The 25716-nt window shown below is 53.8% G+C and carries 30 protein-coding genes; 21 read left to right on the forward strand and 9 right to left on the reverse strand.

Annotated features, from left to right (window positions below; translation table 11 throughout):
* Positions 1-74: 74 nt before the first annotated feature.
* Complete coding sequence (locus tag SMB34_RS10580) at positions 75-362, reverse strand: helix-turn-helix domain-containing protein (RefSeq protein WP_007090922.1); 288 nt, start codon at positions 360-362, stop codon at positions 75-77.
* 259 nt (positions 363-621) lie between these two features.
* On the opposite strand from SMB34_RS10580, the gene SMB34_RS10585 reads away from it, so the two are divergent.
* A complete protein-coding gene (locus tag SMB34_RS10585) occupies positions 622-1311 on the forward strand; it encodes an orotate phosphoribosyltransferase (RefSeq protein ID WP_037990021.1) in 690 nt (229 codons plus the stop codon).
* A gap of 81 nt (positions 1312-1392) precedes the next feature.
* Here SMB34_RS10585 and SMB34_RS10590 read toward each other — a convergent pair whose 3' ends face one another.
* The gene (locus SMB34_RS10590; RefSeq protein ID WP_037989939.1) at positions 1393-2013 is read right to left on the reverse strand and encodes an NAD(P)H-dependent oxidoreductase; all 621 of its coding nucleotides are present in this window, start codon (positions 2011-2013) and stop codon (positions 1393-1395) included.
* Positions 2014-2106: 93 nt separating this feature from the next.
* Between SMB34_RS10590 and SMB34_RS10595 the strand changes: the two genes are divergently transcribed.
* Positions 2107-2724, forward strand: a complete 618-nt coding sequence (locus SMB34_RS10595; RefSeq protein ID WP_037989943.1) for a TetR/AcrR family transcriptional regulator — start codon at positions 2107-2109, stop codon at positions 2722-2724.
* 71 nt (positions 2725-2795) lie between these two features.
* Here SMB34_RS10595 and SMB34_RS20665 read toward each other — a convergent pair whose 3' ends face one another.
* Entirely contained in the window at positions 2796-3509 is a 714-nt protein-coding gene (locus SMB34_RS20665; RefSeq protein WP_167332762.1) for a glutathione S-transferase family protein, read from the reverse strand.
* 52 nt (positions 3510-3561) lie between these two features.
* A complete protein-coding gene (locus tag SMB34_RS10605) occupies positions 3562-3939 on the reverse strand; it encodes a VOC family protein (protein WP_037989946.1) in 378 nt (125 codons plus the stop codon).
* A 108-nt stretch (positions 3940-4047) separates the two neighbouring features.
* Here SMB34_RS10605 and SMB34_RS10610 point away from each other — a divergent pair, with 108 nt between their 5' ends.
* The 8 genes from SMB34_RS10610 to SMB34_RS10655 all read left to right on the forward strand — a co-directional run bounded on the left by SMB34_RS10610 (position 4048) and on the right by SMB34_RS10655 (position 12512).
* Entirely contained in the window at positions 4048-4941 is an 894-nt protein-coding gene (locus tag SMB34_RS10610; protein WP_037989949.1) for a LysR family transcriptional regulator, read from the forward strand.
* Between the two features lie 160 nt (positions 4942-5101).
* Positions 5102-5647, forward strand: a complete 546-nt coding sequence (locus tag SMB34_RS10615; protein ID WP_037989951.1) for a hypothetical protein — start codon at positions 5102-5104, stop codon at positions 5645-5647.
* 176 nt (positions 5648-5823) lie between these two features.
* Complete coding sequence (locus SMB34_RS10620) at positions 5824-6666, forward strand: universal stress protein (RefSeq protein WP_007090914.1); 843 nt, start codon at positions 5824-5826, stop codon at positions 6664-6666.
* A 210-nt stretch (positions 6667-6876) separates the two neighbouring features.
* Positions 6877-8277 carry an aspartate aminotransferase family protein gene (locus SMB34_RS10625; protein WP_051682247.1) on the forward strand — a complete coding sequence of 467 codons (1401 nt, stop codon included), beginning with the start codon at positions 6877-6879 and terminating at the stop codon, positions 8275-8277.
* Positions 8278-8799: 522 nt separating this feature from the next.
* Positions 8800-10017, forward strand: coding sequence for a 5-aminolevulinate synthase (hemA, locus tag SMB34_RS10635; RefSeq protein ID WP_037989955.1), 1218 nt, complete (start codon positions 8800-8802; stop codon positions 10015-10017).
* 799 nt (positions 10018-10816) lie between these two features.
* Complete coding sequence (rnk, locus tag SMB34_RS10645; protein WP_037989959.1) at positions 10817-11236, forward strand: nucleoside diphosphate kinase regulator; 420 nt, start codon at positions 10817-10819, stop codon at positions 11234-11236.
* Positions 11237-11384: 148 nt separating this feature from the next.
* A complete protein-coding gene (locus SMB34_RS10650) occupies positions 11385-11924 on the forward strand; it encodes a hypothetical protein (protein ID WP_007090909.1) in 540 nt (179 codons plus the stop codon).
* Between the two features lie 75 nt (positions 11925-11999).
* A complete protein-coding gene (locus tag SMB34_RS10655; protein WP_037989965.1) occupies positions 12000-12512 on the forward strand; it encodes a GNAT family N-acetyltransferase in 513 nt (170 codons plus the stop codon).
* Positions 12513-12570: 58 nt separating this feature from the next.
* On the opposite strand, the gene SMB34_RS10660 is transcribed toward SMB34_RS10655, so the two are convergent.
* On the reverse strand, positions 12571-13314 hold the full coding sequence (locus SMB34_RS10660) for an SDR family NAD(P)-dependent oxidoreductase (RefSeq protein ID WP_007090907.1): 744 nt from the start codon (positions 13312-13314) through the stop codon (positions 12571-12573).
* 184 nt (positions 13315-13498) lie between these two features.
* Between SMB34_RS10660 and SMB34_RS10665 the strand changes: the two genes are divergently transcribed.
* Positions 13499-14212 carry an SOS response-associated peptidase gene (locus tag SMB34_RS10665; RefSeq protein WP_037989968.1) on the forward strand — a complete coding sequence of 238 codons (714 nt, stop codon included), beginning with the start codon at positions 13499-13501 and terminating at the stop codon, positions 14210-14212.
* Between the two features lie 24 nt (positions 14213-14236).
* On the opposite strand, the gene SMB34_RS21055 is transcribed toward SMB34_RS10665, so the two are convergent.
* Together SMB34_RS21055 and SMB34_RS10675 are read right to left on the reverse strand one after the other, a co-directional pair.
* Positions 14237-14425 carry a hypothetical protein gene (locus SMB34_RS21055; RefSeq protein WP_063095421.1) on the reverse strand — a complete coding sequence of 63 codons (189 nt, stop codon included), beginning with the start codon at positions 14423-14425 and terminating at the stop codon, positions 14237-14239.
* Positions 14426-14638: 213 nt separating this feature from the next.
* Positions 14639-15496: a universal stress protein gene (locus SMB34_RS10675; RefSeq protein ID WP_051682248.1), complete on the reverse strand. Its 858-nt coding sequence runs from the start codon at positions 15494-15496 to the stop codon at positions 14639-14641.
* 322 nt (positions 15497-15818) lie between these two features.
* Between SMB34_RS10675 and SMB34_RS10680 the strand changes: the two genes are divergently transcribed.
* On the forward strand, positions 15819-16124 hold the full coding sequence (locus SMB34_RS10680) for an ArsR/SmtB family transcription factor (RefSeq protein ID WP_007090903.1): 306 nt from the start codon (positions 15819-15821) through the stop codon (positions 16122-16124).
* A gap of 70 nt (positions 16125-16194) precedes the next feature.
* On the opposite strand, the gene pdxH is transcribed toward SMB34_RS10680, so the two are convergent.
* A complete protein-coding gene (gene pdxH / locus SMB34_RS10685) occupies positions 16195-16815 on the reverse strand; it encodes a pyridoxamine 5'-phosphate oxidase (RefSeq protein WP_007090902.1) in 621 nt (206 codons plus the stop codon).
* Between the two features lie 148 nt (positions 16816-16963).
* On the opposite strand from pdxH, the gene SMB34_RS10690 reads away from it, so the two are divergent.
* The 4 genes from SMB34_RS10690 (at position 16964) to SMB34_RS10705 (ending at position 19319) form a co-directional block, all read left to right on the forward strand.
* Entirely contained in the window at positions 16964-17440 is a 477-nt protein-coding gene (locus SMB34_RS10690; protein WP_007090901.1) for an RT0821/Lpp0805 family surface protein, read from the forward strand.
* Between the two features lie 168 nt (positions 17441-17608).
* A complete protein-coding gene (locus SMB34_RS10695; RefSeq protein WP_037989973.1) occupies positions 17609-18532 on the forward strand; it encodes a DnaJ C-terminal domain-containing protein in 924 nt (307 codons plus the stop codon).
* 107 nt (positions 18533-18639) lie between these two features.
* The gene (locus SMB34_RS20670) at positions 18640-19053 is read left to right on the forward strand and encodes a DUF411 domain-containing protein (RefSeq protein WP_156962669.1); all 414 of its coding nucleotides are present in this window, start codon (positions 18640-18642) and stop codon (positions 19051-19053) included.
* The gene (locus tag SMB34_RS10705) at positions 19053-19319 is read left to right on the forward strand and encodes a hypothetical protein (RefSeq protein ID WP_037989975.1); all 267 of its coding nucleotides are present in this window, start codon (positions 19053-19055) and stop codon (positions 19317-19319) included. The genes SMB34_RS20670 and SMB34_RS10705 overlap by 1 nt, the downstream gene beginning before the upstream one ends.
* Positions 19320-19341: 22 nt before the next feature.
* On the opposite strand, the gene slyA is transcribed toward SMB34_RS10705, so the two are convergent.
* The gene (gene slyA / locus SMB34_RS10710) at positions 19342-19842 is read right to left on the reverse strand and encodes a transcriptional regulator SlyA (protein ID WP_007090897.1); all 501 of its coding nucleotides are present in this window, start codon (positions 19840-19842) and stop codon (positions 19342-19344) included.
* Between the two features lie 215 nt (positions 19843-20057).
* Here slyA and SMB34_RS10715 point away from each other — a divergent pair, with 215 nt between their 5' ends.
* The 5 genes from SMB34_RS10715 to SMB34_RS10735 all read left to right on the forward strand — a co-directional run bounded on the left by SMB34_RS10715 (position 20058) and on the right by SMB34_RS10735 (position 25662).
* Positions 20058-21401: a mechanosensitive ion channel family protein gene (locus SMB34_RS10715; RefSeq protein WP_037989977.1), complete on the forward strand. Its 1344-nt coding sequence runs from the start codon at positions 20058-20060 to the stop codon at positions 21399-21401.
* Between the two features lie 101 nt (positions 21402-21502).
* Positions 21503-22201 (forward strand): thermostable hemolysin, encoded by a 699-nt coding sequence (locus tag SMB34_RS10720; RefSeq protein WP_037989979.1) that lies wholly within the window; start codon positions 21503-21505, stop codon positions 22199-22201.
* Between the two features lie 2 nt (positions 22202-22203).
* Complete coding sequence (locus SMB34_RS10725; protein ID WP_037989982.1) at positions 22204-24222, forward strand: AMP-binding protein; 2019 nt, start codon at positions 22204-22206, stop codon at positions 24220-24222.
* Positions 24194-24997, forward strand: a complete 804-nt coding sequence (locus SMB34_RS10730; protein WP_240478806.1) for an SDR family NAD(P)-dependent oxidoreductase — start codon at positions 24194-24196, stop codon at positions 24995-24997. Before SMB34_RS10725 ends, SMB34_RS10730 begins: the two co-directional genes overlap by 29 nt.
* On the forward strand, positions 24994-25662 hold the full coding sequence (locus SMB34_RS10735) for a tetratricopeptide repeat protein (protein ID WP_051682250.1): 669 nt from the start codon (positions 24994-24996) through the stop codon (positions 25660-25662). The genes SMB34_RS10730 and SMB34_RS10735 overlap by 4 nt, the downstream gene beginning before the upstream one ends.
* Positions 25663-25716 lie beyond the last annotated feature (54 nt).

Below are 25716 nucleotides of genomic sequence, written 5' to 3' on the forward strand. Positions count from 1 at the left end.
TCCGGCAGCCTTGCAAAAGGCGGCGGGATCGTCGGCATAAGTCGGCGGTCGCCGTCGCAAAATTGTTGCGGTCGTTATTGTTCGCCCTGCTCGTCTGGCAGTGTCGGTTTTATTTCCGGTTCTTTCAGACGCACACCGCGCCCGGTTGCCATGCTGGGCACGTTATCCCCGATCAATTCGATCCCGGCACGGTCAAGTGCTTCGACGACCTTGGTCAGCGTATCAACCACACCACGCACATTACCCTTGCTGGACTCCATCCGCTGGATGGTTGGCACCGAAATCCCGGCCATTTCAGCCAGCGTTTTCTGATCAATGCCCAGCAACGCACGCGCCGCACGCATTTGTCCCGCGGTAATCATTGGGCGCATCCTTCATTCACACATGATCGAAGCCTAACAAAACGCATTTAAAACTGCAATTATGATATTTCAGATATCAACAATGCCATTTCAAATCGACGTTGCCTTATTCGCATCCGGTCCTGCTGCCCGCAAATTTGCCCCCGACATCGCCGGGCACCTGATCCTGACCAGCCGGACAGCGGCTTTTCTTTGCGCTTTGCGTCCAAAAACGCTAAGACGTGCGCAAATATTCGATCCGGAAAAGGGTATAGCCGCCATGACCAACGAAACTTCGACCGCGCATTGCTCGTATGCTGCCAAAACCGTCGCAAAGATTTTGCTTGATATCGGGGCTGTGAATTTCCGCCCGGAAGAGGCCTATATCCTGACATCGGGCTGGGCGAGCCCGGTCTATATTGATTGCCGCAAACTGATTTCCTTCCCGCGCGCACGCCGCAAGGTCATGGAACTTGCCGCCCGTCAGGTTTCCGACAAGGCCGGTTACGAGGCATTTGATGCGGTCGCCGGTGGTGAAACCGCGGGAATCCCCTATTCCGCTTGGCTGGCCGATGTTCTGGACCTGCCGATGCAGTATGTCCGCAAGAAGCCAAAGGGATTTGGCCGCAAGGCACGGATCGAGGGCGACATCCACGAAGGCCAGCGCGTCCTTCTGGTCGAAGACCTTGCCACCGACGGCGCATCGAAAGTCAACTTCGTCAATGCCATCCGCGAAGCCGGTGCCGAATGCAGACATGCATTTGTCGTGTTCTTCTATGGTGTGTTCCCCAATGCGCTTGAAGAACTGAAAAAAGACGATATCGAACTGCATTACCTGGCAACCTGGGCCGATATTCTGGCGGTTGCCGAAGAAGGCAAATACTTCCCCAAAGAAGCCATCGAAGGCGTTCGCGCCTTCCTTGCCGACCCGATCGGCTGGTCCAAGGCACATGGCGGCAAGCACGACTAAGCCAGCAGCACATTGCCAAATTCAAACGCCCGCAGATTTTCCCTGCGGGCGTTTTGCTTTTGATGGCCGGTCTAACGGGATTTATCCCGCCATATCCAATTCCGGCTTTGTCACCTTTGCAGGGATCGCCGCCCCAACCTCGCGTGCTTTTTTCAAGAGCTCCGCAGGGTTATTGCCGTCGGCCAGCAACATCAATTCCGAAGTTGCGACTTCCACTCCGCAATAATCAAAAATGCCCTGATGGATTTGCAGTTTCATGGCCCCGAAATATCCATGCCGGGCAAACGTGCCAAGTCCTGCACCACCAATCGCGACAAGGTGGACCTTCAGATGGTTCAGTTTTTTGATCACCTTTTCACCGTCAATATCCTCATAAGCCCAGCCATTTGAAAACACCCGATCAATCCAGCCTTTCAGGATCGCGGGCATTGACCACCAATAAATCGGAAAAACCAGAACGAGCGTATCGGCGGCATCAATCCGTTTCTGTTCGGCAAGCACATCATCGGGGAACGGGGCCCTCATCTCGAAGGCCGCGATATCATCCTGGCTGAAACGCGGATCAAACCCTTCGGCCGACAGATCAGCAAACTCGAAACTGTGTTCAGGTCCGGCATCCTCAATCCCCTTGCCAATTTGATTGGCGACCGCATGACTGAACGAACCGGAATTTGGATGGGCGACAACAACAAGCGCGCGCATGACATACCTCCTTGCTAGGCAATTGCCACTCAACGGCAATCACTATATACTATAAGTAAGTTACTATCTGTAAGTTACGTTTGGTATATAAAGATGTCAAGCAGCGACGCAAAAAAGTCCCCGTCACATACCCCACGCAAACGGATGGCGCGCGAAGATCGCAATCGGCAACTTCTCGACGTTGCATGGAAGATGATCCATGACGACGGGACCGAGGCACTCAGCCTTGGCAGTCTCGCCGAACAGGCCGGAGTCACCAAGCCGGTGGTCTATGATCATTTCGGAACACGATCGGGTTTGCTGATCGCGCTGTATCAGGATTACGATCGACGTCAGACAGCATTGATGGACTCTACCCTTGCGCAAAGCAGCCATACCCTGCGCGACAAGGCATCGGTGATCGCATCGGCCTATATTGATTGCGTGCTGTCACAGGGGCGCGAAATTTCGGGTGTCATTGCATCACTTGCCGGATCGCCGGAGCTGGAACAGGTCAAACGCGACTATCACATTCTGTTCATTGATAAATGCCGCGATATCCTGTCCCCTTTCAGCCCGACCGGTAAAATACCAATACCCCGCCTTTGGGGCTTTCTGGGCGCAGCCGAATCCCTTTCTTACGCAGCGGCAACCGGCGAAATCACCGCCGATCAGGCAAAGCAGGAACTTTTTGAAACCATCATCGCCATGGTGTCGCGAGACAAAACATAAAGAAAAAAGCCATCAACAGTCGACATACACTATTGATGGCTTTTCAGTCCGTTAATTGTAATCTGACAAAGCTATAGGGAGGCAGATAAGGCGGGCTTTTGTGGCACCGGAAGCATCGATAGCCTTTTGGCCAGATAGCTTTGTCTTGATGCGATAAAATGATGAAGTTCCCCATGATACGTTTGGGGGACTACCGTCCGCACGATATCGTTTTTTAACAATCGTTCGCTCCAGCCACGAACATGTTCAAACCCCGCAAACAAATCCCGGTTAAGCCCGTATACCAATACCGGAAATGCCCGAAACGCGGTCGCATAGGCCATATCGACCATGCATAGCCCAACCTCGCGAAAGGGTCCGGCGGCTTCAAACTTCTTGTTGAGTATGGCCAAGATCAGGCCGATCCTGTGCAATGTCAGATCGCAGTCATGCTCATTATGAGCCCGATACACAAGATCTGCAGTTAGCGACAATATCCGCTCTGCTCGTAAAATCCAGATACTGTGTTCGGCACTCTCAATCAGATCGACCGGATAAAGCGCACGACCATTAATCCTGTCGAGATAATCGCAAATAACCGCAGCCTCGGTTAGCGGTCGCGTTTGGTCAAGAAGCAAGACCGGCACTTGCCTTTCCGAACTGAACTTTTCAAGCCAGGCTGGCTTGTCTTCCAGACGAATATCTTCCCTTTCATGATCAATCGCGTAGTGCCCCATAACCATTGCAACCCGTTGCACATACGGGCACAGCCGGTGGCCTATCAGCTTAAAATGCGGATGTTCCACCCCCACCTCCTTTTAGCCGTTTTCTCCCAAAAACCGCCAAGTTTCAGGCAAATCACGACATGTAATGAATGTTGATTTTATTGCCATCCGGATCGCGAAAATAGGCTGCGTAAAAACCGCTATCATCACCGCCGCGCGCGCCCGGTTCCCCTTCCGATACTGCCCCGACGCTGATCGCCTTGCTGTATACGGCGTCGACCTCGTCCTTTGATTTTCCCTGCAAGGCGATCATTACACCATTCCCAACGGTTGCCCGCCTGCCGTCAAAAGGCAAATGAACCGAAAAATTGGCCTCTCCTTCCGCGCGTGCCCAGACAATGAAATCCTCCATCTCCATCACCCGCTTGGCCCCCATCATGCCAAGAATGGCGTCGTAAAATGCCCCGGACGTAGCAAGGTTGTTCGTCCCAATCGATGTATAACCAATCATTTTGCTCTCTCTTGGTTGTCTGGCTTTATCGGCTCCATCGTATGAATTTGCAAATTTACAATAAATAGGCAATTTTGAATAAATACATTGCAAATTTGAAAGGCCAAAATGGACTGGAATTATGTGAAATCGTTTCTTGCCGTTGTCGACGCCGGGTCACTTGAAAAAGCAGCCGAACGTCTGAATGTCAGCAATACAACGGTATTTCGCCATATCCATGCATTGGAAAAAGAAACCGGAACACGCCTATTCGAACGGATCAAAGGCCGTTACAGCCTGACCGAAGCAGGTGAAGAGATGCTTGGTCCCGCCCGGCAAATCCTGAACAATTTCGAAGCTATCAATCTAAGTGTTTCCGGGCGCGATATTGCCGCTGCTGGGACGGTCCGAATTACCGCACCGACAAGCTTTGCCTATTTCATTCTGCCTGATTATTTTGCCCGCTTACAGACGGCCTACCCAGATATCAGCCTTGAACTTCTGGCAAGTAATCAGGAATTCAACATGGCAGAACGCCATGCTGATATCGCGATACGGGTCGCGGAACTCCCGCCCGAATATCTTGTCGGCCGCGAAGTTCGCAAGATAGATTGGGGACTTTACGCAAATCATGATATGGCGGAAAAAACCGAGCAGAATTTCAATGCCATGAAATTTCCGGATCGCTTGCCCGGTGGGTTTATCGGTGCCAGCGGAGCCCTAAGAAATCATCCGGTATTTAAATGGCTCGACGAAAACCACGCTGACCGGATCATCCATCGTAGCGATGATTTTGTTGCAATGGCAGGCCTTGCTCGCGCCGGAATTGGATATGCTTGCCTGCCTGCTGATCTGGCGATCCCAGATCTTGAACGCGTTACGTCTCTGCATCAATTCGTACCAAACAGGCTTTGGGTGCTTACACATCCAGAACTCAAACGCATTGAACGCATCAAGCTGGTTCTGCAATGGCTCGGAAATGCGCTTAAGAACGAACCCCGCTTGATACCGCCAGCTCGGTAACAAAGCCCGGGTCAATAAGCTGTCACGCGCCCTTTTCTGGACATCACGCGTAACTGGGTCCAATATATTCACAAGCAAAAGCAAGGCCGTACAATAAATGGCACTGTAAAGTAAAGGGAACGGCCCGGCGGACATCGCCTTGCGGCCAAAGGAGCAAGTCATGAAGATCAGAAGCGCTGGCCTCCTGTCCGGTCTTGTTGTTTCTGCGGCACTGCTGTCGGGCTGCGTGCAGCCCACTGCACAAAGCAATTCTCCCGCCAATACCACGGCGGAAATCGTAACCCCGTGGGGTGGCCCGACCACGTCAACATCCGCAAATGCGCCAGCCAATACTGCAAATGACAAATTTGTCATGGTGCCAGATCCGAAAAAAGCCGCAATCACCGATATGCAGCGCCAGCAAATCGACGAGGCGCGTATCGCCCTTGGTATACTTGATCGCATGGCGCAACGCTGTGTTCAGCAAAACGACCCGGCAGCCTGCAACACGCTGCAGACCAACTGGTCAACCCTGTCACAGCAATTGCGCAAAAGCCTTGCGATCATTTCGGGCGACAGCATGGGTACAATGCCGTCTGCCGGCGCACCAATGATGGCCGATCCAACCGCGGGAACGTCAACACATGGTCCGGTCACGATGCCCGATGAAAGGGCCCCGACCATGGAAAAGTCCATTCCGATGATGTCACGTCCTGCCGACGGCTGAGCCAATTCACGGACAGTCATTTTCTCGCCACAGGGTTACGCGATACTCAGTACAGGCGGTAAGTGTAATTTGAGATAGAACAAAGAACGCCAGCACTGATCGCATTAGACTGCTTCTCATAACCACGCTAGCCGCCTTGATCGAAGGCGGGGCTGCCCGGAAAAGGAGACTGGCAGATGTATCGGGATATCCTTGTTCATATCGACAATTCGGCCCCTTGCGCCCAAAGGCTTTCGGTTGCCCTGAAAGTTGCCAAAGCGCACAAAGCCCACCTGACCGGGCTGTTTCTTCTGCCCTATGCGGAAATTCCGCGTTTCATGGAAGTTCAGATTTCCCAGGAAATCATCAATCAGCAACGTGCTGCAATGGCCGAAACCGCCAAGGAAGCCAAGCGCGACTTCGCCAAAGCCTGCGAAGATGCCGGTGTAACCTTCAGCTGGCAGGAAACACCATGTTCTGCCGCCGAGATTGCCGACACGGTTGCCATGTATGCCCGCCATCACGACCTGACGGTTCTGGGCCAGTATGATCCGGACAGTGCCGACCCGTCTTCGACCTCGGAAATGCCCGACAAGGCCATTCTGACTGCTGGCACCCCGGTTCTGGTCGTACCTTATGCCGGTCGGTTCGAAACGATTGGCGAGCGCGTCATGGTTGCATGGAAACCCTATCGCGAAGCTGTCCGTGCGGTGAATGACGGCATGGCGTTTCTTGAAAATGCCAAATCGGCCCTCGTTCTCTGTGCCGATCCGAACAAGGGGGCACGTGATTCCATTCCGGTGCCGGGTGTCGATATCGGATCGCGGCTTGAACGCCACGGTGTCAATGTCCGCAAGGAAAGCATGAATGCCAGTGGCATCAGTGTTGGCGATCTTCTGTTGTCGCGTGCGGCGGATGAAAGCATCGATTTGATCCTTTGCGGCGCCTATGGCCGTCCGCGCCTGCGCGAACTGATGTTGGGGGGGGTGACCCAACATCTTCTGCGTCACATGACGGTTCCGGTTCTGATGTCGCACTAGGTTACGACCGACAACATCTTTACCAATCCGGCCGGTGCCCCTTGCCCGGCCGGTTTTGCTTTTGGGCTTCTGTTTTGGTGATTTCTGTTTTGACGAACCGCCAAAGGATCTTCGCCGGAACAGGGCCCAACTAATGATTTCCAACCCGCAGAATGCTGACTAAAGTGCCTGAAAGCATCAGGAACTTTCCTGCACGAAACAGAGGTTATCATGACCACAGACGCCACCATCGCCCCAGCTGCCCCATCGGCCAAAGGCAATTCCTCGGCCAGCCGCGATATCGCAAGCTATCTGCATCCCTATACCAACTTTGCCGCGCACGAAAAAACCGGGCCGCATATCATTTCAAAGGGCCACGGGATTTACGTGACCGACGACAATGGCCGCGATTTTATCGAAGGCATGGCCGGTCTTTGGTGTGCATCGCTTGGTTTTGGCGAAAGGCGCCTTGTTGAAGCAGCAACAAAGCAGCTTGAAACCCTGCCCTACTATCACACATTCGCATCGCGCAGCACCAACCCGGCGATTGATCTGGCCGAGAAGCTTCTTGAACTTGTACCCGTCCCGATGTCCAAGGTGTTCTTTGCCAATAGCGGTTCAGAAGCAACTGATTCTGCGGTGAAGATGGTCTGGTATTATCACAATGCCATCGGCCAGCCGGAAAAGAAAAAGATCATCTCGCGCAAAAAGGGTTATCACGGGGTGACGGTGGCTGCGGCCTCAATGACAGGGCTTCCGGGCAATCACAAAATGTTTGATCTGCCGATTGACCGCATCATCCATACCGAAACCCCGCATTACTGGCGCGAAGCCCAGCCCGACGAGGAAGAAGAAGATTTCGCGACCCGTCTGGCCGAACAGCTTGAAGACCTGATCCAGGCCGAAGGCCCGGAAACCGTCGGCGCATTTATTGCAGAACCGATCATGGGGGCCGGTGGCGTCATCGTGCCGCCGCGCACCTATTTCGAAAAGGTGCAGGAAGTTCTGGATCGTTACAATATCCTGTTCATTGCCGACGAGGTCATTTGCGGTTTTGGGCGGACCGGGCGGATGTTTGCCACCGAAACCTTCCGGCTCAAACCCGACATGATCACGGTCGCCAAACAGCTTTCATCGGCCTATCAGCCGATTTCGGCCCTGTTCATCAATGACAAGATTTATCAGGCGGCGAAAAAGGCATCCGATGAAATTGGTACCTTTGGCCATGGCTTTACCTATTCCGGCCATCCGGTCGCGGCCGCAGTCGCCCTTGAAACGCTGCGCATCTACGAAGAGGACGGTATTGTCGAACATGTCCGCAATGTCATGTCGCCGTTCCAGAAACGCCTTAAGGACCTGAACAAATTTGAACATATCGGCGAAACCCGGGGACGCGGGCTGATTGGCGCATTTGAACTGGTGGCTGACAAATGCCTGAAAACACCAATGCAGCCTGTCGGTGCTGCCGGTAAGGCGGTTGTTGCAAAATGTATGGACTACGGTGTGATCCTGCGTGCACTTGGTGACAGCGTTGCCTTTTGCCCACCACTGATCATTACCGAAGAACAGGTTCATGACATGTTCGACAAGGTCGAAGCGGCCCTTGCGGACTGGCATGAAAGCCTCGGCTAAATCCATAACATTCCAGAAAACACATTAAAAACAAACACCTGCCGCCGCACTCCAACGAATACGGCGGCAGGAGAATAGCCTTAAACTTCCGAAATAAAACAATCGATAGATTTTGCCGCTTGTTTAAATTGATTTAATTGTGGGTCGGAAGTCCTTTCAAAACCTTGCCAAATGCGATCAATAGCGCCAAATTGGAAAGTGAATGGGGAACCGCCCAACGCCACGAGATGGCGTGATCGACACACAATGAATGGACGCCTTCTTTGACAGCGTGGTTCGCAGTGAAGTTTTGCTGAAAAGTTTTAGCTGAAACTGGAATCGCTTTAAAATTTTTGACAAGGGTCAATGCCAAGTCGGAAGCCATGTCCGATAAGGAAGTTACCAAGACCCGGTCAGACGGGACCATGCTGATCCGGAGATGTAAGCATATCCGGCCAGGACCAGAGCTTTACCAAGGGAGAGAGAACGGGATGAGACACAAGCCCGTACCCGCGGTAAAGAGACAGGCGAAAGACACAAAAGATGAATTATAACACCTTCTTTAAAGACGCGTTGTCCGGCCTCAAGGCTGAAGGCCGTTACCGCGTATTCGCCAATCTTGAACGTATTGTCGGTGAATTTCCCAAGGCCATGTATCACCCCGATAACGGTGATACACCGCGCAAAATTACGGTCTGGTGCTCAAACGACTATCTCGGCATGGGGCAACATCCCACGGTTCTTGAAGCCATGCAAAACGCCGTCACCGGTCAGGGCGGCGGGGCGGGTGGCACACGCAATATTTCCGGCTCCAACCATCTGCATGTCGCGCTTGAGAATGAACTCGCCGATCTGCATGGCAAGGAAGCAGCCCTTCTGATGACATCGGGCTATGTCGCCAACTGGACGACGCTTTCGACCCTTGGCTCGAAGCTGCCGGATTGTGTGATCATTTCCGACTCGTTCAATCACAATTCCATGATCGAAGGTATGCGCCATTCAAAGGCGGAACGCCGGATCTGGAAACATAACGACGTCGAACATCTTGAAGAAATCCTGCGCGATCTGGGGCCGAACCGCGCCAAGATCGTTGCGTTCGAGTCCGTTTATTCAATGGATGGCGACATCGCACCGATCGCCGAAATCCTTGATCTGTGCGAAAAATACAACGCGATTTCGTATCTCGACGAAGTCCATGCGGTTGGCATGTATGGCCCGCGCGGCGGCGGCGTCGCCGAACGCGACGGCGTGATGGACCGCGTTGATATCGTCCAAGGCACGCTTGCCAAGGCCTTTGGCGTTATTGGCGGCTATATCGCTGGTAAAACCGAAATCGTCGATTTCGTACGCAGCTTTGGCAACGGCTTTATCTTTACCAGCTCCCATCCGCCCAGCATCGCGGCTGGTGCCTTGGCATCGGTTCGCCACCTCAAAGACAGCAATGTCGAACGCGAAGCCCAGAAAGAACGTGCCGAAACGCTGCGTGAACGTATGCGTGCCGCCGGTCTTCCGGTCATGGATGCGCCGAGTCATATCGTGCCACTGATGGTGGGCGACGCCAGCATGTGCAAGGAAGCCAGCGACCGGTTGCTGTTTGATCACGACATCTATGTCCAGCCGATCAACTATCCGACCGTACCGCGCGGCACAGAACGGCTGCGCTTTACCCCCGGCCCGCTTCACAATGATGAACTGATCGATCACCTGATCAACTCACTTCTGACCGTCTGGGGCCAGTTGGGCATCGCAAAAGCGGCATAAAGCGGAAAATCACGCGATCCGCGACGGAACACATAAGACCGGCACAGACATGACCATGTGCCGGTCTTGCTTTTTATGCACCAATAAGATCATTCAATTTCAAGACCGATATGTTAGATTGATCCAGTCATGTTGAAGCAGCAATTAAACATTCGTTTTGTAATCAATGCGGGTTCCCTTCTCGCAGGAGCCTTACCCCGAGTGGGGTGAGGAACGTATTCCTATACCTGCACTCGGGGTTTTGAAGTCAAACCTTCAATGACCTTCGATGAACATCCAACCGGATCGTTTGACAGGCAGGATTACAATGACAGCTTTGAAATGCCGTGCTTTGGGTGGCATTCCCCCAAACAGCATCACATGCACGCAAACACACGATGTGCGCACGCGCCCTATCGGTCGCCCCCAGCAATTCAAACGACTTGAAACTTTGCGCCCTCTGACAAGCAGGCTTTGCCCGGGCGATTTCATCTGCTTTTCGATTATTGATCAGCCGCCACAGACATCGTTCCTGAGCCTGAACCTAACCAAGCCTCAAAGCCATGATTGGCAATATCAATGATCACTCAGCCAACTCTGGTGGCAACAGTCGCGATCCGAGTGTCGTTGATTTGCGAAGTTTTATCGGCCTGACCGTTATCGGCATGAAACCACGACAACGCAGCCCGCTTCTTTTGGCCGACACCACAGTCAGAAGGCTCCCCCTTCAGGGGGGGTGAGCTTTTGGTCCCGTTCGACTGAATCCTGTTTGCGACCTTATGTGTCGCAACATCACATCCCATCCAAAGGACTTTTCGAAATGCAAACCACTACCAAAACCTTCACTGAAACCCAGTCCCATGATCCAGCCGTTTTCATCGATCAGACCATCGCCGATCAGCTTGAAAACCTTGCACGGGCCAATATTGGCCGGAACCCGATTGTCGCCAACCGCCTGCTTGACGAAATAGACAGGGCTGTGATCGCCACACGATCCGAACTGCCCCCTGATGCCATCACCATCGGATCGGAAGTCACATTCCGCGACAATGCGACCGGTGGCATGCAAACCATAATTCTTGTCATGCCCACCGAAGCAGACATATCCACCCAGCGGATTTCGGTCATGACACCGGTTGGAGCAGCCCTGATCGGTATCAGAAAGGGTGAAACCATCTGGTGGCAAACGCCCGATGGTGAAGTCCGGGAACTGACCGTTCATGACGTCGTTGCCCCCTGAACGGAAACGATATGTCTTTGACAGTCTGTTTGCGGAATCATGATTGTGATCTATATTCACCGGTGCCGGGGTTTCTCCGGCATCGACATCTTGCAATTAAGAACCGTTCGCGTTAATATAGGTACCTGCAACATGACAGGGACCGTTTATGTATTCGGATAGAACATTGCTGCCCAAAGAATGTCTGCGCCTCTGCGCACTTGGTACCCTTGCCCTTTCGGACAAACCGATCAGCTATGCCGATCTGGCCAATTCAGTGCGTCATTTTACCGCCCATATCATGGGGCCATCGCTTGATATGATGGGAAGCTCGCTTCAGCTTCTGAAGCTTGAAGGGCTGGTGCGCGAGGATTGCAATAGCGGGTCCTATTCAGATGCACAATTGTCGCTGACCAAGGCCGGGCACGATAAATTTCAGGAACTGATGCAGGGCACGCTTCGAGATACGTCGGGCGAACTTTCGCGGCTTGTCATGGCGCTTAAAATGCGGTTCTTGCATCTGCTTGATGATGAAACCCGTCGCGACCAGATCGAAATCCTGCATGACGTTTGCGAACTGGAACTTGATCGCGTTCTGGCACTGCGTGAAGACCACGCAAACGAAGCCGCCCCGTTCACCGGATGGCTTGATATGGAAGCCCGTCGGCTGGAGCAAAAGCGCGACTGGCTTAAAAGCCTGTTGGTCTAATTGATTTTCCCGTTATAGTCGTGTGACAGACCTGCAGGTAGCAGGCGTGAAGTCACAGGATGGGACGGGACGATCATGCTTATACGCGATGAGACAAAGTCCGATATTCCGGCAATCCATGCATTGCTGGCCAGCGCATTCGCAACAGCCCCTCATAGTCAGCAAACTGAACATCTGATCGTCGATGCCTTGCGCAAAAAGGGCAAGCTCAGCATTTCGCTTGTCGCGATTGAAGATAACGAACTTGTCGGCTGCGTAGCCTTCTCGCCGATTACCATCGATGGTAAAAATATCGACTGGTTCGGCCTTGGGCCGGTTGCCGTGTGTCCCGACCGACAGGGTTTTGGCATCGGATCGGAACTGATTCAGGCTGGCATTGCACGCTTGCGGGTCAATGATGCGGCGGGGTGCGTGGTTCTGGGCGAACCTGATTATTACAGCCGGTTCGGCTTTGCTCCCCTGCCCGACCTGAAACTGGACGGCGTCCCGGAACAGTATTTCATGGCACGTCCGTTGATTGATGATATTCCGGCGGGCAAGGCTGAATATGATTCGGCATTTTACATTTCCTCGAACCACCACCGATAAAAAACAGCCGTAAGTTCCTGGCTGTTTTTTTCGATCAAAGCCCTACAGACTTGCAAAATCAGTACAGATGCTGCCCACCGGTTACGAAAATTTCCGTACCAGTGACATAGCTGCTGTCCTCCCCAACCAGATAATGAACGGCGGCGGCGACGTCTTCGGGGGTGCCCATTCGGTTCATCGGAATACGCGGCACCAGTGCCTCGTATTCCGGGGAAATCATTGCGGTTTTGATCTCGCCGGGTGCAACGGCATTGACCCGTACGCCCAGTTCGGCAAACTCCACCGCCATTTCACGTGTCAGCCCCGAAAGGGCGGCCTTGGACGTGGAATAAGCCGATCCGGCAAACGGATGAACGTAGTGGCCCGCGATCGAGGTGATATTACAAATCGCCCCCTTGCCGCGATGCAGGGCTGCGGCAAAGCCGCGCGACAAAGTCAACGGAGTAAAGAAGTTCAGTTCGAAGACATCACGCCATGCCTCGATATCGCCATTCAGGCAGCCGAGCCGTTCTTTATACGGCGTCTTGGGTGATACCCCGGCATTATTGACCAATGCATGCAGCGGATCATCGCCAAGAACTTCGTTGGCCTGCCTGATGAAAAGCTCGACATCTTCGGGTTTGGAAAGATCGGCAGCAATATGAATGCCCTGTGCCGGATCACGCGGGCAACTGGGCGGCGGAGCTTCCCGTGAACAGCAAATCACCCGCCAGCCGCGCGCGGCAAAATAACCGACCGTAACATGGCCGATCCCCCGGCTTGCGCCAGTCAGGACAACGGTTTTCGGGGCAGTGGCATTCATTGGGTGGCTCTTTCAAATCCCGCGCGCCGAAGTGGCACGTTATATCGTATCGTCATCTTCTTATAGCATTGCGATCCGTCGCAAGCACGCATCGCAACACGCGTTCCTATATAGGACGAAGGTTGTATCAAAACCAGTCAAACGGCTATGATCATTGTCAATTAAGGAACGGGCAGACAATCCGATGTGCAGCCAATACCAGCTTATCAACGACATGAACGCGTTTCAGGCACAACTGGCCATCGACCTTAGCGATATCATTCGCAAGGAAGCATCGGATTTTGCAGACGACCGCGATGTAGACGGGCGGGATGCAGATCGACGAGATACCGAAAAGCCGTTGGAGGACGCAGACCAAGCCGCATTTGAGAGCCTGTCTGGCATTCGACGCCCGACCGATCCGGTGATTGTGATCCTGCCGGGTCAAAAGGCTGCCTCGCGCCGTTGGGGGTTAAGCGTTTCAACGCTGAATGCGCCACTGACCAATGCCCGTGCTGAAACCCTTGATCAGAAACCGACCTTTCGCCCCTTGCTGGATCGGCGTTGCCTGATACCAGCGACAAGCTGGTTTGAATGGCGCAAGGACGGCAGGGTAAAGCACAAGACCCGCATCACCCTGCCAGATCATCAGCCAGTGCTGTTTGCCGGGCTTGAAAACGGACGCGAGGCGGTCATCATCACCTGCGCCCCCGCACAGGCAATTTCACATATCCATGATCGCATGCCCGCCGTGATCGGGCCAAACCATATCGCCGGATGGCTTGATCCGGTCAACGGATTTGACGCCGTGCGTCACATGTTGGGCCCGGTGCCCAGTCATGTTCTGGATTGGTGCGAAGAAGATGTCCCTGAGAAAACGAATTCGCGAAAGCGAAAAGACCAGATCAACCTATTCTGATCGGGACATCAGGGACTTTGTAAGTTATTCGCCATCCACATCGTTGGCGGCACATGGTGCTTCATTGCAATTGCTAACAGGGCCAGCAGCAACACCGGAATAGCTTGCAACCAAAGCGCCAAGATCGGGCAAGCCGACATTCTGACGGGTAAGCTCCCGGCTCAGATCCTCGGACATGGATGCGAAATCAATGACATCGCGAAGTGATAACATGGGATTTTCCCCTGCCAGACGTTTCTTCCACTGTTCTTTTATCGGGCGAAGGCCTCGTTGATCGGGCCGTCGTCTTTGTAAGATTTCAGTAACGGTGGCGGGTTTTGTTCGCAGACGCAACAAAAAAGGCGCAAAAGACTGCGCCTTTTTTGTCATATACCAATGATCATACAAATAATCATCCGGATTTCAGGATGTTACGTGACCTATGGGTCAATGCATTATCCAAAGCGGCAAAGTGCATTTTGCCAGCATATCCTGTGTAACACCGCCAAGGATCATTTCCTTGAACCGCGAATGACTGTAAGCGCCAAGTACGATGCTATCGGCACCGACCTTTTCTGCCTCGGATATCAAGGCATTAGCAACGTGCGACTGTTCGGGCAATTCGGACACCCGTGCCTCGACTCCGTGCCAAAGGAACTGTTCGGCCAATGCTTTGGCACAGGCACGCCCATGGGGGACTTCGCCGACACTGACGATGGTGACTTCCTTGGCCGTACGCAAAAGCGGCATGGCCGATGTCACGGCACGGGCGGCTTCCACTCCGCCATTCCAGGCAATCACGACTTTTTCACCAACGGTTTCGGGTGTTTTTTCCGGCGCAACCAGCAACGGACGACCGGTTTCCATCAGGGCGGCATCAAAAGTAAGCGACGCGGCAGCTTCGCGCGGTTCGCGGCCAATGACCACAAGATCAAACAGACGGCCACGTCGGGCAACGGTTTCGTCTTCACGGCCATTGTCGCGCCGCCATGCACAGGTCGCCTGAAGATCGGCCATCGGAACGGCGGCCTCGGCAACGGCGGCGGCATCACGCGCCGCATCATAGGCAGCACGCCCGCGGGTTTCACGGCGCTGGGTTTCGTTTTCAGCAGCCCGCATCATTTCTTCGATGATCAGGCCCGACATGCCTTCCCCGACAATCGGGATCGCATCTTGTGGTTCGGCGGCAACAAACAATGCCTCAAGATGAGCATCAAATCTTTTGGCCGTCCGGAACGCCAGATCCAGTACACGCTGATCAATGTTCGAACCCGCCACCGGGGCCAGAATTGTTCTTACTGCCATCGCACTCACTCCCGAGAATTGATGTGTCTTCCGACACGTGTGCCTTGTTGCGATCACTACAATGCGTCAAGACGTCAGAAAGGGACAGTCTGCAACCAGAAAACGCATCTTTCCTTGTTCAAGATCAAAACTTTTATAAAAGATCCCGTCCATGCATTGAAAAGGGGCTTTCCCCTACGAAATGCTTAGGCGGAGAAAGAAACCAGTGTAACATCAAACCAATGCGTTGCCGAATGCCGAAGATTAATCATCCTATACGGTTTATCGGTCTTAACGTGCCAGAAAATAGCCGGACTGACTTCGAGAATGGATACTGCCTGCGATGCCCTATAAAAACTTGCATGAAAACGCTCGCGAGGCTGCCGAGTTCCTGAAAACATTGGGAAACGAGTGGCGTCTGATGGTTTTATGTTCGCTTGGAACAACAGAAAAATCAGTCAGCACGCTTGAAGGTGAACTGGGTATTAAACAATCTGCACTATCGCAACATCTTGCCCGTTTGCGCCGCGAGGGACTGGTCAAGACACGCCGGGAATCGCAAACCATCTATTATTCACTTGCCAATCCCGAGATCATGAAAATCATCGTCGTGTTGCAGGAAGTCTTCTGCCCGTCAGAAGAATACTGATCAAACCAGCCAAACAAAAACGCGCGAACCGACATTCGCGCGTTTTGCATTTTCAGAACAGCCTTCCGCATCACGGGAAAAGCTTTTGCAGGTTCCAGCCCTTATCCTCGGCATCGCGGGTATAAAGCTGGCGATCATGCAGGCGGAACTTGCCTTCGGACCAGAATTCGATGCGATCAGGGATCAGGCGGAAGCCCCCCCAATGCTCCGGGCGAGGTACTTTTCCCAGCCCGAATTTGGCGGTGAATTCGGCAACCCGTTTTTCCAGATCGAACCGGCCACTCATCGGGCGGGACTGGGTTGACGCCCACGCGCCAAGCTGGCTGCCGCGCGGTCGGGATGCGAAATACTCGTCGGACTCCACACTGTCGACCTTGGTCACCGCCCCCTCGATGCGAACGCATTTTTCAAGCGACTTCCAGTGAAAGCACAATGCAGCAAAGCTGTTTTCGGCAAGTTGATCGCCCTTGCGGCTTTCATAGTTGGTGTAAAAAACAAAACCGCGCTGATCAAAGTCCTTAAGCAGTACAATACGCGCCGAAGGCCGCCCGCGCGCATCTGCTGTCGCCAGCGTCATCGCATCCGGATACGGTTTCTCCTTGTTTTTCGCCTCTTTAAACCACACGTCAAAAAGATCGAACGGTACGGCATGATCTTCATGCCCCATTTTTGGCGTATTTTTTTCGTCCATTGGGGTCAGGATTCCTTTGATAGTTCAAAATCCGCACCAAATTCGAAAGATACGGGTTTTGGATATACGTGAAACGACGCAATCAAGATCGTTCCGTAGATACAGAACATATCGGTTGGGACAGGAAAGACAAGGTAGGCAAAAAAATATGAAATTTCGTCATATCGTAATCCCCGTCATGATGACCGCATTCATTGCCGGTTGCGCACAGGATCAAGGCCAGAAACAAACCGCAGGCACCCTTTTGGGCGCGGTTGGTGGTGCGGTTGCCGGTGCGCAGTTCGGCAAAGGATCGGGACAGCTTGTCGGTGTGGCACTTGGCACACTGGCTGGCGCCTTTATCGGCAGTGAAGTCGGCAAGTCACTGGACAATGCCGACCGCGCGATCATGGCACAAAGCACGCAGCGCACCCTTGAAAGTGCGCCGACGGGCCAGACATCGACCTGGAATAACCCCGATACCGGGGTTCGTGGCACGGTAACCCCGACCCGAACCTATCAGGAACCGAAAACCCAGGAATATTGCCGTGAATACCAGCAGACCGTCACCATCGGCGGCAAGCAGGAAGAAGCGTACGGTACCGCATGCCGCAAGCCGGATGGAAGCTGGGAAGTTGTAAACTGACCTGCGCGAAACGACATTAAAAAAGCGGCGCGTTCCTTGCGAACAGCGCCGCTTTTTCATATCTGAGCCATGTCAAGGACAGCAATAAAAACAAATGCCTTCCTTGCAACAGCCAATACAGGCCTATAATACATTTATAGCGTTTCCCATTTTCCAACCGGTCAGGCGATGCAGGATCCCTACAAGACTTTGGGCGTTGCCAAAAACGCCACCCAGGACGAAATCAAAAAAGCCTATCGCAAACTTGCGCGCGAATTGCACCCGGACGTCAATCCCGGTGACACCAAGATCGAAGAGCGGTTCAAGAAAGTTTCGGCCGCCTATCATCTTTTGGGGGATGCCGAACGTCGCAAAAAATATGACGCGGGCGAAATTGATGCCGATGGCCGTGAAACCGGGCCGTTTGGCCGTGGCGGCGGTGCGCGTTATAGCGGCCAGGCTGGCGGTGATCCGTTTGGTTTTTCCGGTGCCAATGCCGAGGATATCTTTGACGAGATTTTCGGCAAGGCTGGCCGCGGCGGCGGGGGCGGCTTCGGTGGTTTTGGTGGGCGCAGACAGGCCGAAAAGGTCAAAGGACCCAATATTTCCTATGAGCTTAGCCTTGATCTGGCCGAAGCCATTATCGGCACGACCAAGCGCATCAATCTTGCCAGCGGCAAAAGCCTTGAAGTCCGCATCCCTGCCGGAAGCGAAGATGGCCAGACCCTTCGCCTGAAAGGCCAGGGAATGACCGGCATGAATGGCGGGGAAGCGGGTGACGCGCTGATCAAGCTGCATGTCCACCCGGACAAGGTTTTTCGTCGCGAAGGCAATGACCTGCATTGCGATCTTGCGATCAGTCTGGCCGAAGCAATCCTTGGCGGGTCTATCGAAGTCCCGACGATCAATGGCAAGGTCAGCATGAAACTCCCCGCCAACGCCAATAGCGGCACGAAATTGCGGCTACGTGGCAAGGGTGCGGCATATGACCGGGGTGACAAACGCGGCGATCAATATGTACATCTGACCGTCAAGCTGCCCGAAGATCGCGACGATGAACTGATCGATTTCGTACGAGAATGGTCGGAAAAACATCCTTACAAGGCACGTTAACACGGGTAGCCCGGCCACGCCCGATTGCGGCTTGACCGGGCTCAAGACTCGCACCTGCTCTAACAGGCATTCTGCCTTTGCAGTTTTATCTGACAAAGGCAGAAGTCATGAAACCCATTGCTCTTTCTACGATTCTGGCCGGTATCGCCCTGATCGGGTTGACCGCATTTGTCGGCACATCGCGCCCGACGCTTGAACTTTCATACACGAATGATTGCCAAGACAGCATCGATTGGCAAAGCCACCTTGAGGCCGAAGGTTTTGACGTTCGCGCCGCACAGGTCAGCAACCTGTCCCTTTCAGAACAACAGGCAATGATGATCACCCCTGCCGCGATGCGCGATTGCAAGATCGGTCGGGTTGCGGGTTATAGCGTGATCGGCGAGGTCCCGTCTGGCGATATCGTTACACTTTTGCGGCGCAAACCGGCGGATGTTATCGCGCTTGCCCTTGATGGCCCGGCACAGGAAACCGTAGCGATCCATTATGATGGATCAGTCGAGCGGCGCAGGTCAGAATAATGAAATATCTTTCGCGCTTGCGGCTTGCCTTTACCGGGATCGGCATGGTTGCGGTTGGCATTTTATGGGGCAGTGCTGCAATGGTCTGGTTGTCATTGCCCGGCGGCTCGCCGACATTCATGCCCTCAAACAGTTTGCTGCCCGCACTTGCGATCAGCCTTGCGATCTTTGGCGGGCTCGGCTTTGGGGCCGCAGTTCTGACCGAACGATGGGAGCGCGAAACCCTGCGGAACCGATCACCCGACCCAGCACTGCCTCACAGCTAGATATAAAACGGTGGAAACGGTTTTAGGTTTTCCCCCGTCCAACCATGATGATGTCCTTGTCCTGTTCACTTCCGGCAAAAGCATCGAACTGTCGGCCGATCTTTTTGAACACGGTCAGACAATGTTCAAGTTCTTCATCGGTAACATCGGCAAAAATCTGGGCGCGGACACCTTGTATGACCGCCTGAATCTGTCGAAGCGCCGGTTCGGCCTTTTCGGTCAGGTGAACCGTTTTTGCCCGCCGGTCATCGGGGACTTCGCGCCTTTCGATCAATCCCTTTTCCTCCAGCCAGTCCAATGTCCGCACCAATGTCGGTCCCTGCACCCCGGCAATACGCGCCAGTTCCTTTTGCGTCAGGTCATGATCGGTCGTGCTGAGACGAAACAGGATGATCCAGCGCGCCTCGGTCAGGATAAAGGGCGATAAACGCCGGTCGACTTCCGCACGCCATTGCCGGGCAAGCATGCCCAGCCAGAAACCGAACTGTTCACGCGATGCATTGCTATCTTTGGAAATTGTCATGGGGGGAGATACCTGCAGGAGGTTTTTGATCCTAAAGATTTAGATAGATAGCTATCTAACGTCAAGAAAACCAAAGCCAAAAGACGCATCTTTCGCAGAACCAACCAGAACACGAAGAATCAGCCCCCTATCTCCCGCGGGCGGTTTCGCGTTACCATATGAAATATAATGCTTTCCATTCGCCAATCATAATACAGGGCAAAATCAGGGGACGTATGGAGCAATTCTGGAATCCCGACCAGCTCGTGATCTGGCTTGAACAGGCAGCCGCATGGGTGGACAACAATATCTTGCTGGTTCCGATCCTGTTACAGATCGGGGCATGTTTGCTGACGGTGATCCCTGCCCTGTTGCTGCGCAGGCCGCTTTCGCGCCAACTGGCGCGCTTGCAAAACTGGCGGGCGCTTTTGCACTATGCCGGGTTCCGTCGGTTGCTGGCGGTTTTACCCGATCTGGCGTTTCCGATCATTCTGGTTCTGCTGATCTGGTTTATTGATTCGGTCGCGATACAGGCGGGGCTGCGGCACAATATCCTGCGCCTTGTCGCAAGCCTTCTGAATGCGTGGATTTTCATCCGTCTGGGCACAGCGGTGGTGAATGATCCCGTCTGGGCCCGCAGTATCGCTATCATTGCATGGGGGCTGGCCGCCCTTAACATTGTCGGCTGGCTTGATCCGGCAATTGATCTGCTGGACAGCCTTGCCCTTCATATCGGGCAGTTTCGGATATCGGTGTTTGGCATCCTCAAGGCAATGCTGTCTTTGGCGATCCTGCTTTGGGTCGCGTCATTTGCCTCGCGCATTTTCGAACAACGCATCCAGAAGGTTCACCGCCTGACGCCATCGGTTCAGGTGCTTATGTCCAAGCTTCTGAAACTTGTGCTGCTGTCGATTGCGGTTTTGTTTGCGCTTTCGACCGTCGGTGTCGATCTGACCGCGCTTGCTGTCTTTGGTGGTGCCATCGGTGTCGGCATCGGGTTTGGTCTGCAACGGATTGTCGCCAACCTGATCAGCGGCGTGATCCTGTTGCTGGACCGGTCGATCAAGCCGGGCGACGTGATTGCGATTGGCGATACATTTGGCTGGATTCAGTCGCTTGGCGCGCGTTACACCGCCGTTCGCACCCGCGACGGCACCGAATTCCTGATCCCCAACGAAGACCTTATCACCAATCAGGTGGAAAACTGGAGCCACTCGGACGTCAAATTGCGCCTGAAGGTTCCGGTCGGCATTGCCTATCGTTGCGATCCGCATTTCGCGATCAAATTGTGCAATGAAGCCGCAGCAAAATGTGCGCGCGTTCTGGATAATCCCGGCCCGAACACACTGCTACGCGGCTTTGGCGATAATTCGGTCGATCTTGAAATCCGCTTCTGGATCACGGATCCACAAAACGGACGTGGTAATATCATCAGCGAGGTATTGCTCAATGTCTGGGATAGCTTCAAGGAAAACGAGATCGAAATTCCGTTCCCGCAGCGCGACCTTCATCTACGCAGTTCCGATGGTACGGTAAAGATCGAAATCCCCGGCAATGCTTCAGAAAACACTGCCCGCTAAAGTAACATTTCCAAGGTTTTTGCTTTAACAACCCCTCATTCAGGTTGCTGTCAGGTTCCGGGCCAAGAATGCGCTATCAACGCAGTCGAAGGCCCAATGGCATGCTTCACCTGAATTATAATGAAAATGGTTTCCCCGCCGCCAAGCTCAGTTTCCAGAAACGCGGTTTTCTGGATCATCTGCAGATGCGTGCCTGTGCCATTTCGGTGCTGACACTTCTGGCGACAGAACGCCCCGAAGTCGAAACATTCATCGCCAATATCTATGCAGACGCCTATGACGCCGCGATCCGCGTGCAATATGGCAGCCTGATGAGTGTCCGCGACGATGCCGGACGGATCGTCGCCGCCCTTGGTTTCCGGTCAGCCGGACATGGGCCGCTGTTTCTTGAACAATATCTACCCGCGCCAATCGAAGTGATCCTTGGTGTACCGCGCCATCAGATTGTCGAGATCGGCAATCTGGCGTCATCGGGTGGTGGGGCGTCGTCCTTCCTGTTTGCGGCACTGTCGGCCTATCTGCACCATAACGGCTTTAAACAGGCGGTTGTGACCGGCACCGACAGTATCGAAAAACGCCTGCGTAAAATGGGCCTCAAGCCCGTTCGCCACGCCCATGCCGATCCATCATGCCTGACGGAAAACGAAATCGACTGGGGCCGGTATTACGATACGTGCCCGCATGTTCTGTCTGGTTCGGTCGAACATGGTTATCGCCGCCTTCAGACATTGCTGGGTGCAGAATACACCCACATGCGCCCGCGCCTTTATCCCCAGCTGCAACATAACGGCGAGAAATAATCATGCTGTTCGAATGCATCCGCACCCATAACGCCGATCAAGTCGCGCTCCGCGAAGGCGATGATAGCGTAACCTATGGCGACCTCTCCGACCTGATCGACGCACGTTGTCTTGAACTTGCAGATGTCGATGTACTGGGTATAGCACTTGATAACGGGATCGACTGGCTGGTCTGGGACCTTGCCGCCCTATCGGCCGGTATTGTATGCGTTCCGATCCCGCCATTTTTCACCCGCGATCAGATCAATCACACCATTGTGACCGCGGGCATCACCCACATGCTGACGGCTAATGGGATGACGGAAACAGGGCAGTCGCGTTCGCCCGACATCCCCGATGGCACGGCAAAAATTACCTTCACATCCGGCACCACCGGTACGCCAAAGGGCGTTTGTCTGCCCACATCGGCGATGATCACTGTTGCGTCTTCGATCCACGCGATGCTGGGCGATGATTTTGCTGGCATCCATGCCTGTGTGCTGCCACTTGCAGTACTTCTGGAAAATGTCGCGGGGGTTTATGCCGGTCTCCTGGCCGGGTGTACCATTACCCTGACACCGCTTGGCCAGTTCGGGGCGCAATATCAGGGCCTGCACGAAATCCTTAGGGATACCCGCGCGACATCGGTCATTCTGGTGCCTGAAATCCTGCGTGCGCTGATGATGCTGGTCATCCGCAAGGGTCGCCTTCCTGACCTTAAATTCATTGCGGTTGGTGGATCGCGTGTTGATCCGGCCCTGATTGCCAAGGCCCGCCATATCGGGCTTCCGGTTTACGAAGGATATGGTCTTTCGGAATGCGCATCGGTCGTTTCAATGAATGTACCGGGCAAAGATAAGCCCGGCACCACCGGAACGCTTTTGCCCCATGTAAAGGCCGAGATTTCCAACGATGAAATCATCATCGAAAATCCCGGTTTCCTTGGCTATGTCGGCGAAGCAGCACCGGCCTTTCTTGCAACCGGCGATCTGGGGCAGATTGATGACGATGGTTTCGTCTGTGTGACAGGGCGACGCAAAAATGTCCTGATCACATCGTTTGGGCGCAACATTTCCCCCGAATGGCCCGAAGCCGCCATTTTGGCCCAGCCAGGCATCTATCAGGCCATGGTCTTTGGCGATGGGGAACCGGAACTAAGCGCCCTGATTGTTCCGACCGGTCCGACCGCCGATGTAAGTGCCGCGGTTGCCGCGGCCAATGCTGGCCTGCCCGATTACGCACACATCAAACATACCCGCATCGTTGCCCCCTTTACGGTCGAAAACGGCTGCCTGACAGGCACCGGACGCCCGCGCCGCGAGGCGATTGCCAAACTTTACACATCCCCCTTGTCCGTCCCGGAGAAAACCATGAATTTTTATGATCGCCTTGTTGCCGAAACCGACGAAGCCCGCGCGTCCCTTTATCACGTTCCCCAGCTTGTTGATGGCCTGCAAGGTCGCATTTCACGGTCAACCTATGTCGCCTACCTGACGGAGGCATATCACCATGTCAAACACACCGTTCCCTTCCTGATGGCAATGGGATCGCGTCTGCCAGATGAAAAACGCTGGCTGCATAAGGCGATCATTGAATATCTGGAAGAAGAAGAAGGCCACGAAGAATGGATTCTCAATGATATCGAAGCCGCCGGTGGTAACCGCGAAGCCGCCCGCAACGCGATACCGAACCTCGAAACCCAGGTGATGGTTGCCTATAACTACGACTATATCAGCCTTAAGAACCCGGTCGGTTTCCTTGGTATGGTCTTCATGCTTGAAAGCACATCCACCCAAATCGCCAGTCAGGGTGCGGATGCCGTCATGACCGGCCTTGATTTGCCGAAATCAGCATTCAGCTATCTGTTTTCGCACGGCACCCTTGATCTTGAACACATGAAATTCTTCGAAAAGACCGTCAATCAGGTCACCGATCCGGCTGATCAGGCCGCCATCATCGAAGTCGCGCAAAACACCTTCCGGCTGTTTGCCAATCTGTTTGCGGCGATCCCGCATGAAGGACAACGTAAAAATGTTGCTTGATGGAAAATCCGTTTTCCTGACGGGCGCGACTGGCGGCATTGGCATGCCACTGGTCAACCTGCTGATCGAACGCGGTGCAAATGTCGTTGCCTATGACCGCACGACGCAGGGCAACCTGATGGAAAGCATTGATACAATCTGCAAGGCATTGCGTGAACACACACCCGACATCCTGATCAATCTGGCTGGGATCAATGATTTCAATCATGCCGAAGATCAGGATTACGACGCGCTTGTGACGCTGAACCTTTTGGTGCCAATGCGCCTGTGCCAGGCCGTTCTTCCGGCCATGCGCAAACGCGGTAGCGGTCAGATCGTCAATATCGGATCAATGACCGGATTGATTCCGTTGCCCCATATGACCGGCTATGTCGCCGCCAAATCCGGGCTTAAGGGATATAGCGATGCGCTGCGTCGTGAACTGTCCGGCACGGGCATCACCATAAGTCACATCGCCCCGCGTGCGGTTCGTACCACCATGAACAGCGGCAAGGCAGGGCTGCTTAACCGTCGCACAAATGTCACCGAAGACGATCCACGTGACGTTGCCCGTCAGATCGTCAATTCGATTGAACAAGACAAAACCGATGTTCGGATCGGCTGGCCGGAACGGCTTTTTGCCCTGATCAATGCCGTCATACCGGGCATCGTCGACAGGGGACTTCGTAAAAACACCGCCATCGGCGAAGAAATCCTCAAGGCTGATCAGGTGGTTGCACCAATCCCCCTGATCGCCAACAAACCGGACGCCAACCCAAGGAGCCACCCGGCATGAAAATCACCCGTTTTGCCATGATATGCGTCTTTGCGCTTGGCCTGCCTTTGTCTGCCAATGCCGACACGGCCAATAACGAGGCCATGAATGGCGTTACCCATCTGCAGGCAGAATGGGCCCGCATCAAGTACCAGATGACGGATGAAAAACAGCAGCTTGATGCCATTCATCAACTTGAAACCGAGGGCGAAAGTCTGCTGAACCTCTATCCGGATAGTCCCGAAGTCATGATCTGGCAGGGTATTGTCCTGTCGACCGAGGCCGGGATCGTACGCGGCATTTCCGCCCTTGGCAAAGTAAACGACGCGCGCGATTTGTTTGAAAAGTCGATTACCCTCGATCCAACGGCACTTGATGGATCGGCCTATACGTCACTGGGATCGCTTTATTATCAGGTGCCTCCATGGCCGCTTGCCTTTGGCAGTGACAGCAAGGCCGAAGAATTCCTGAAAAAGGCATTGGAACTTAATCCTGACGGGATTGACCCCAACTATTTCTATGGCGATTTCCTGCTTCAGAATGATCATTACGCCGAAGCCAAGGTTTATCTGGAAAAAGCATTGAACGCACCCGAGCGCCCCAGCCGCGCATCGGCGGATGCCGGACGTCGGGCGGAAATAGCCAAGGCACTAAATGAAATCGCGCAGGAAGTTTCCAAAAACTAACCTTGACGAACAGCACAATTCCCCAAACGAAACAAGGCCGGGGAACACAAACCC

The organism is Thalassospira permensis NBRC 106175 (assembly GCF_000714555.1).
Classification (GTDB): domain Bacteria; phylum Pseudomonadota; class Alphaproteobacteria; order Rhodospirillales; family Thalassospiraceae; genus Thalassospira; species Thalassospira xiamenensis.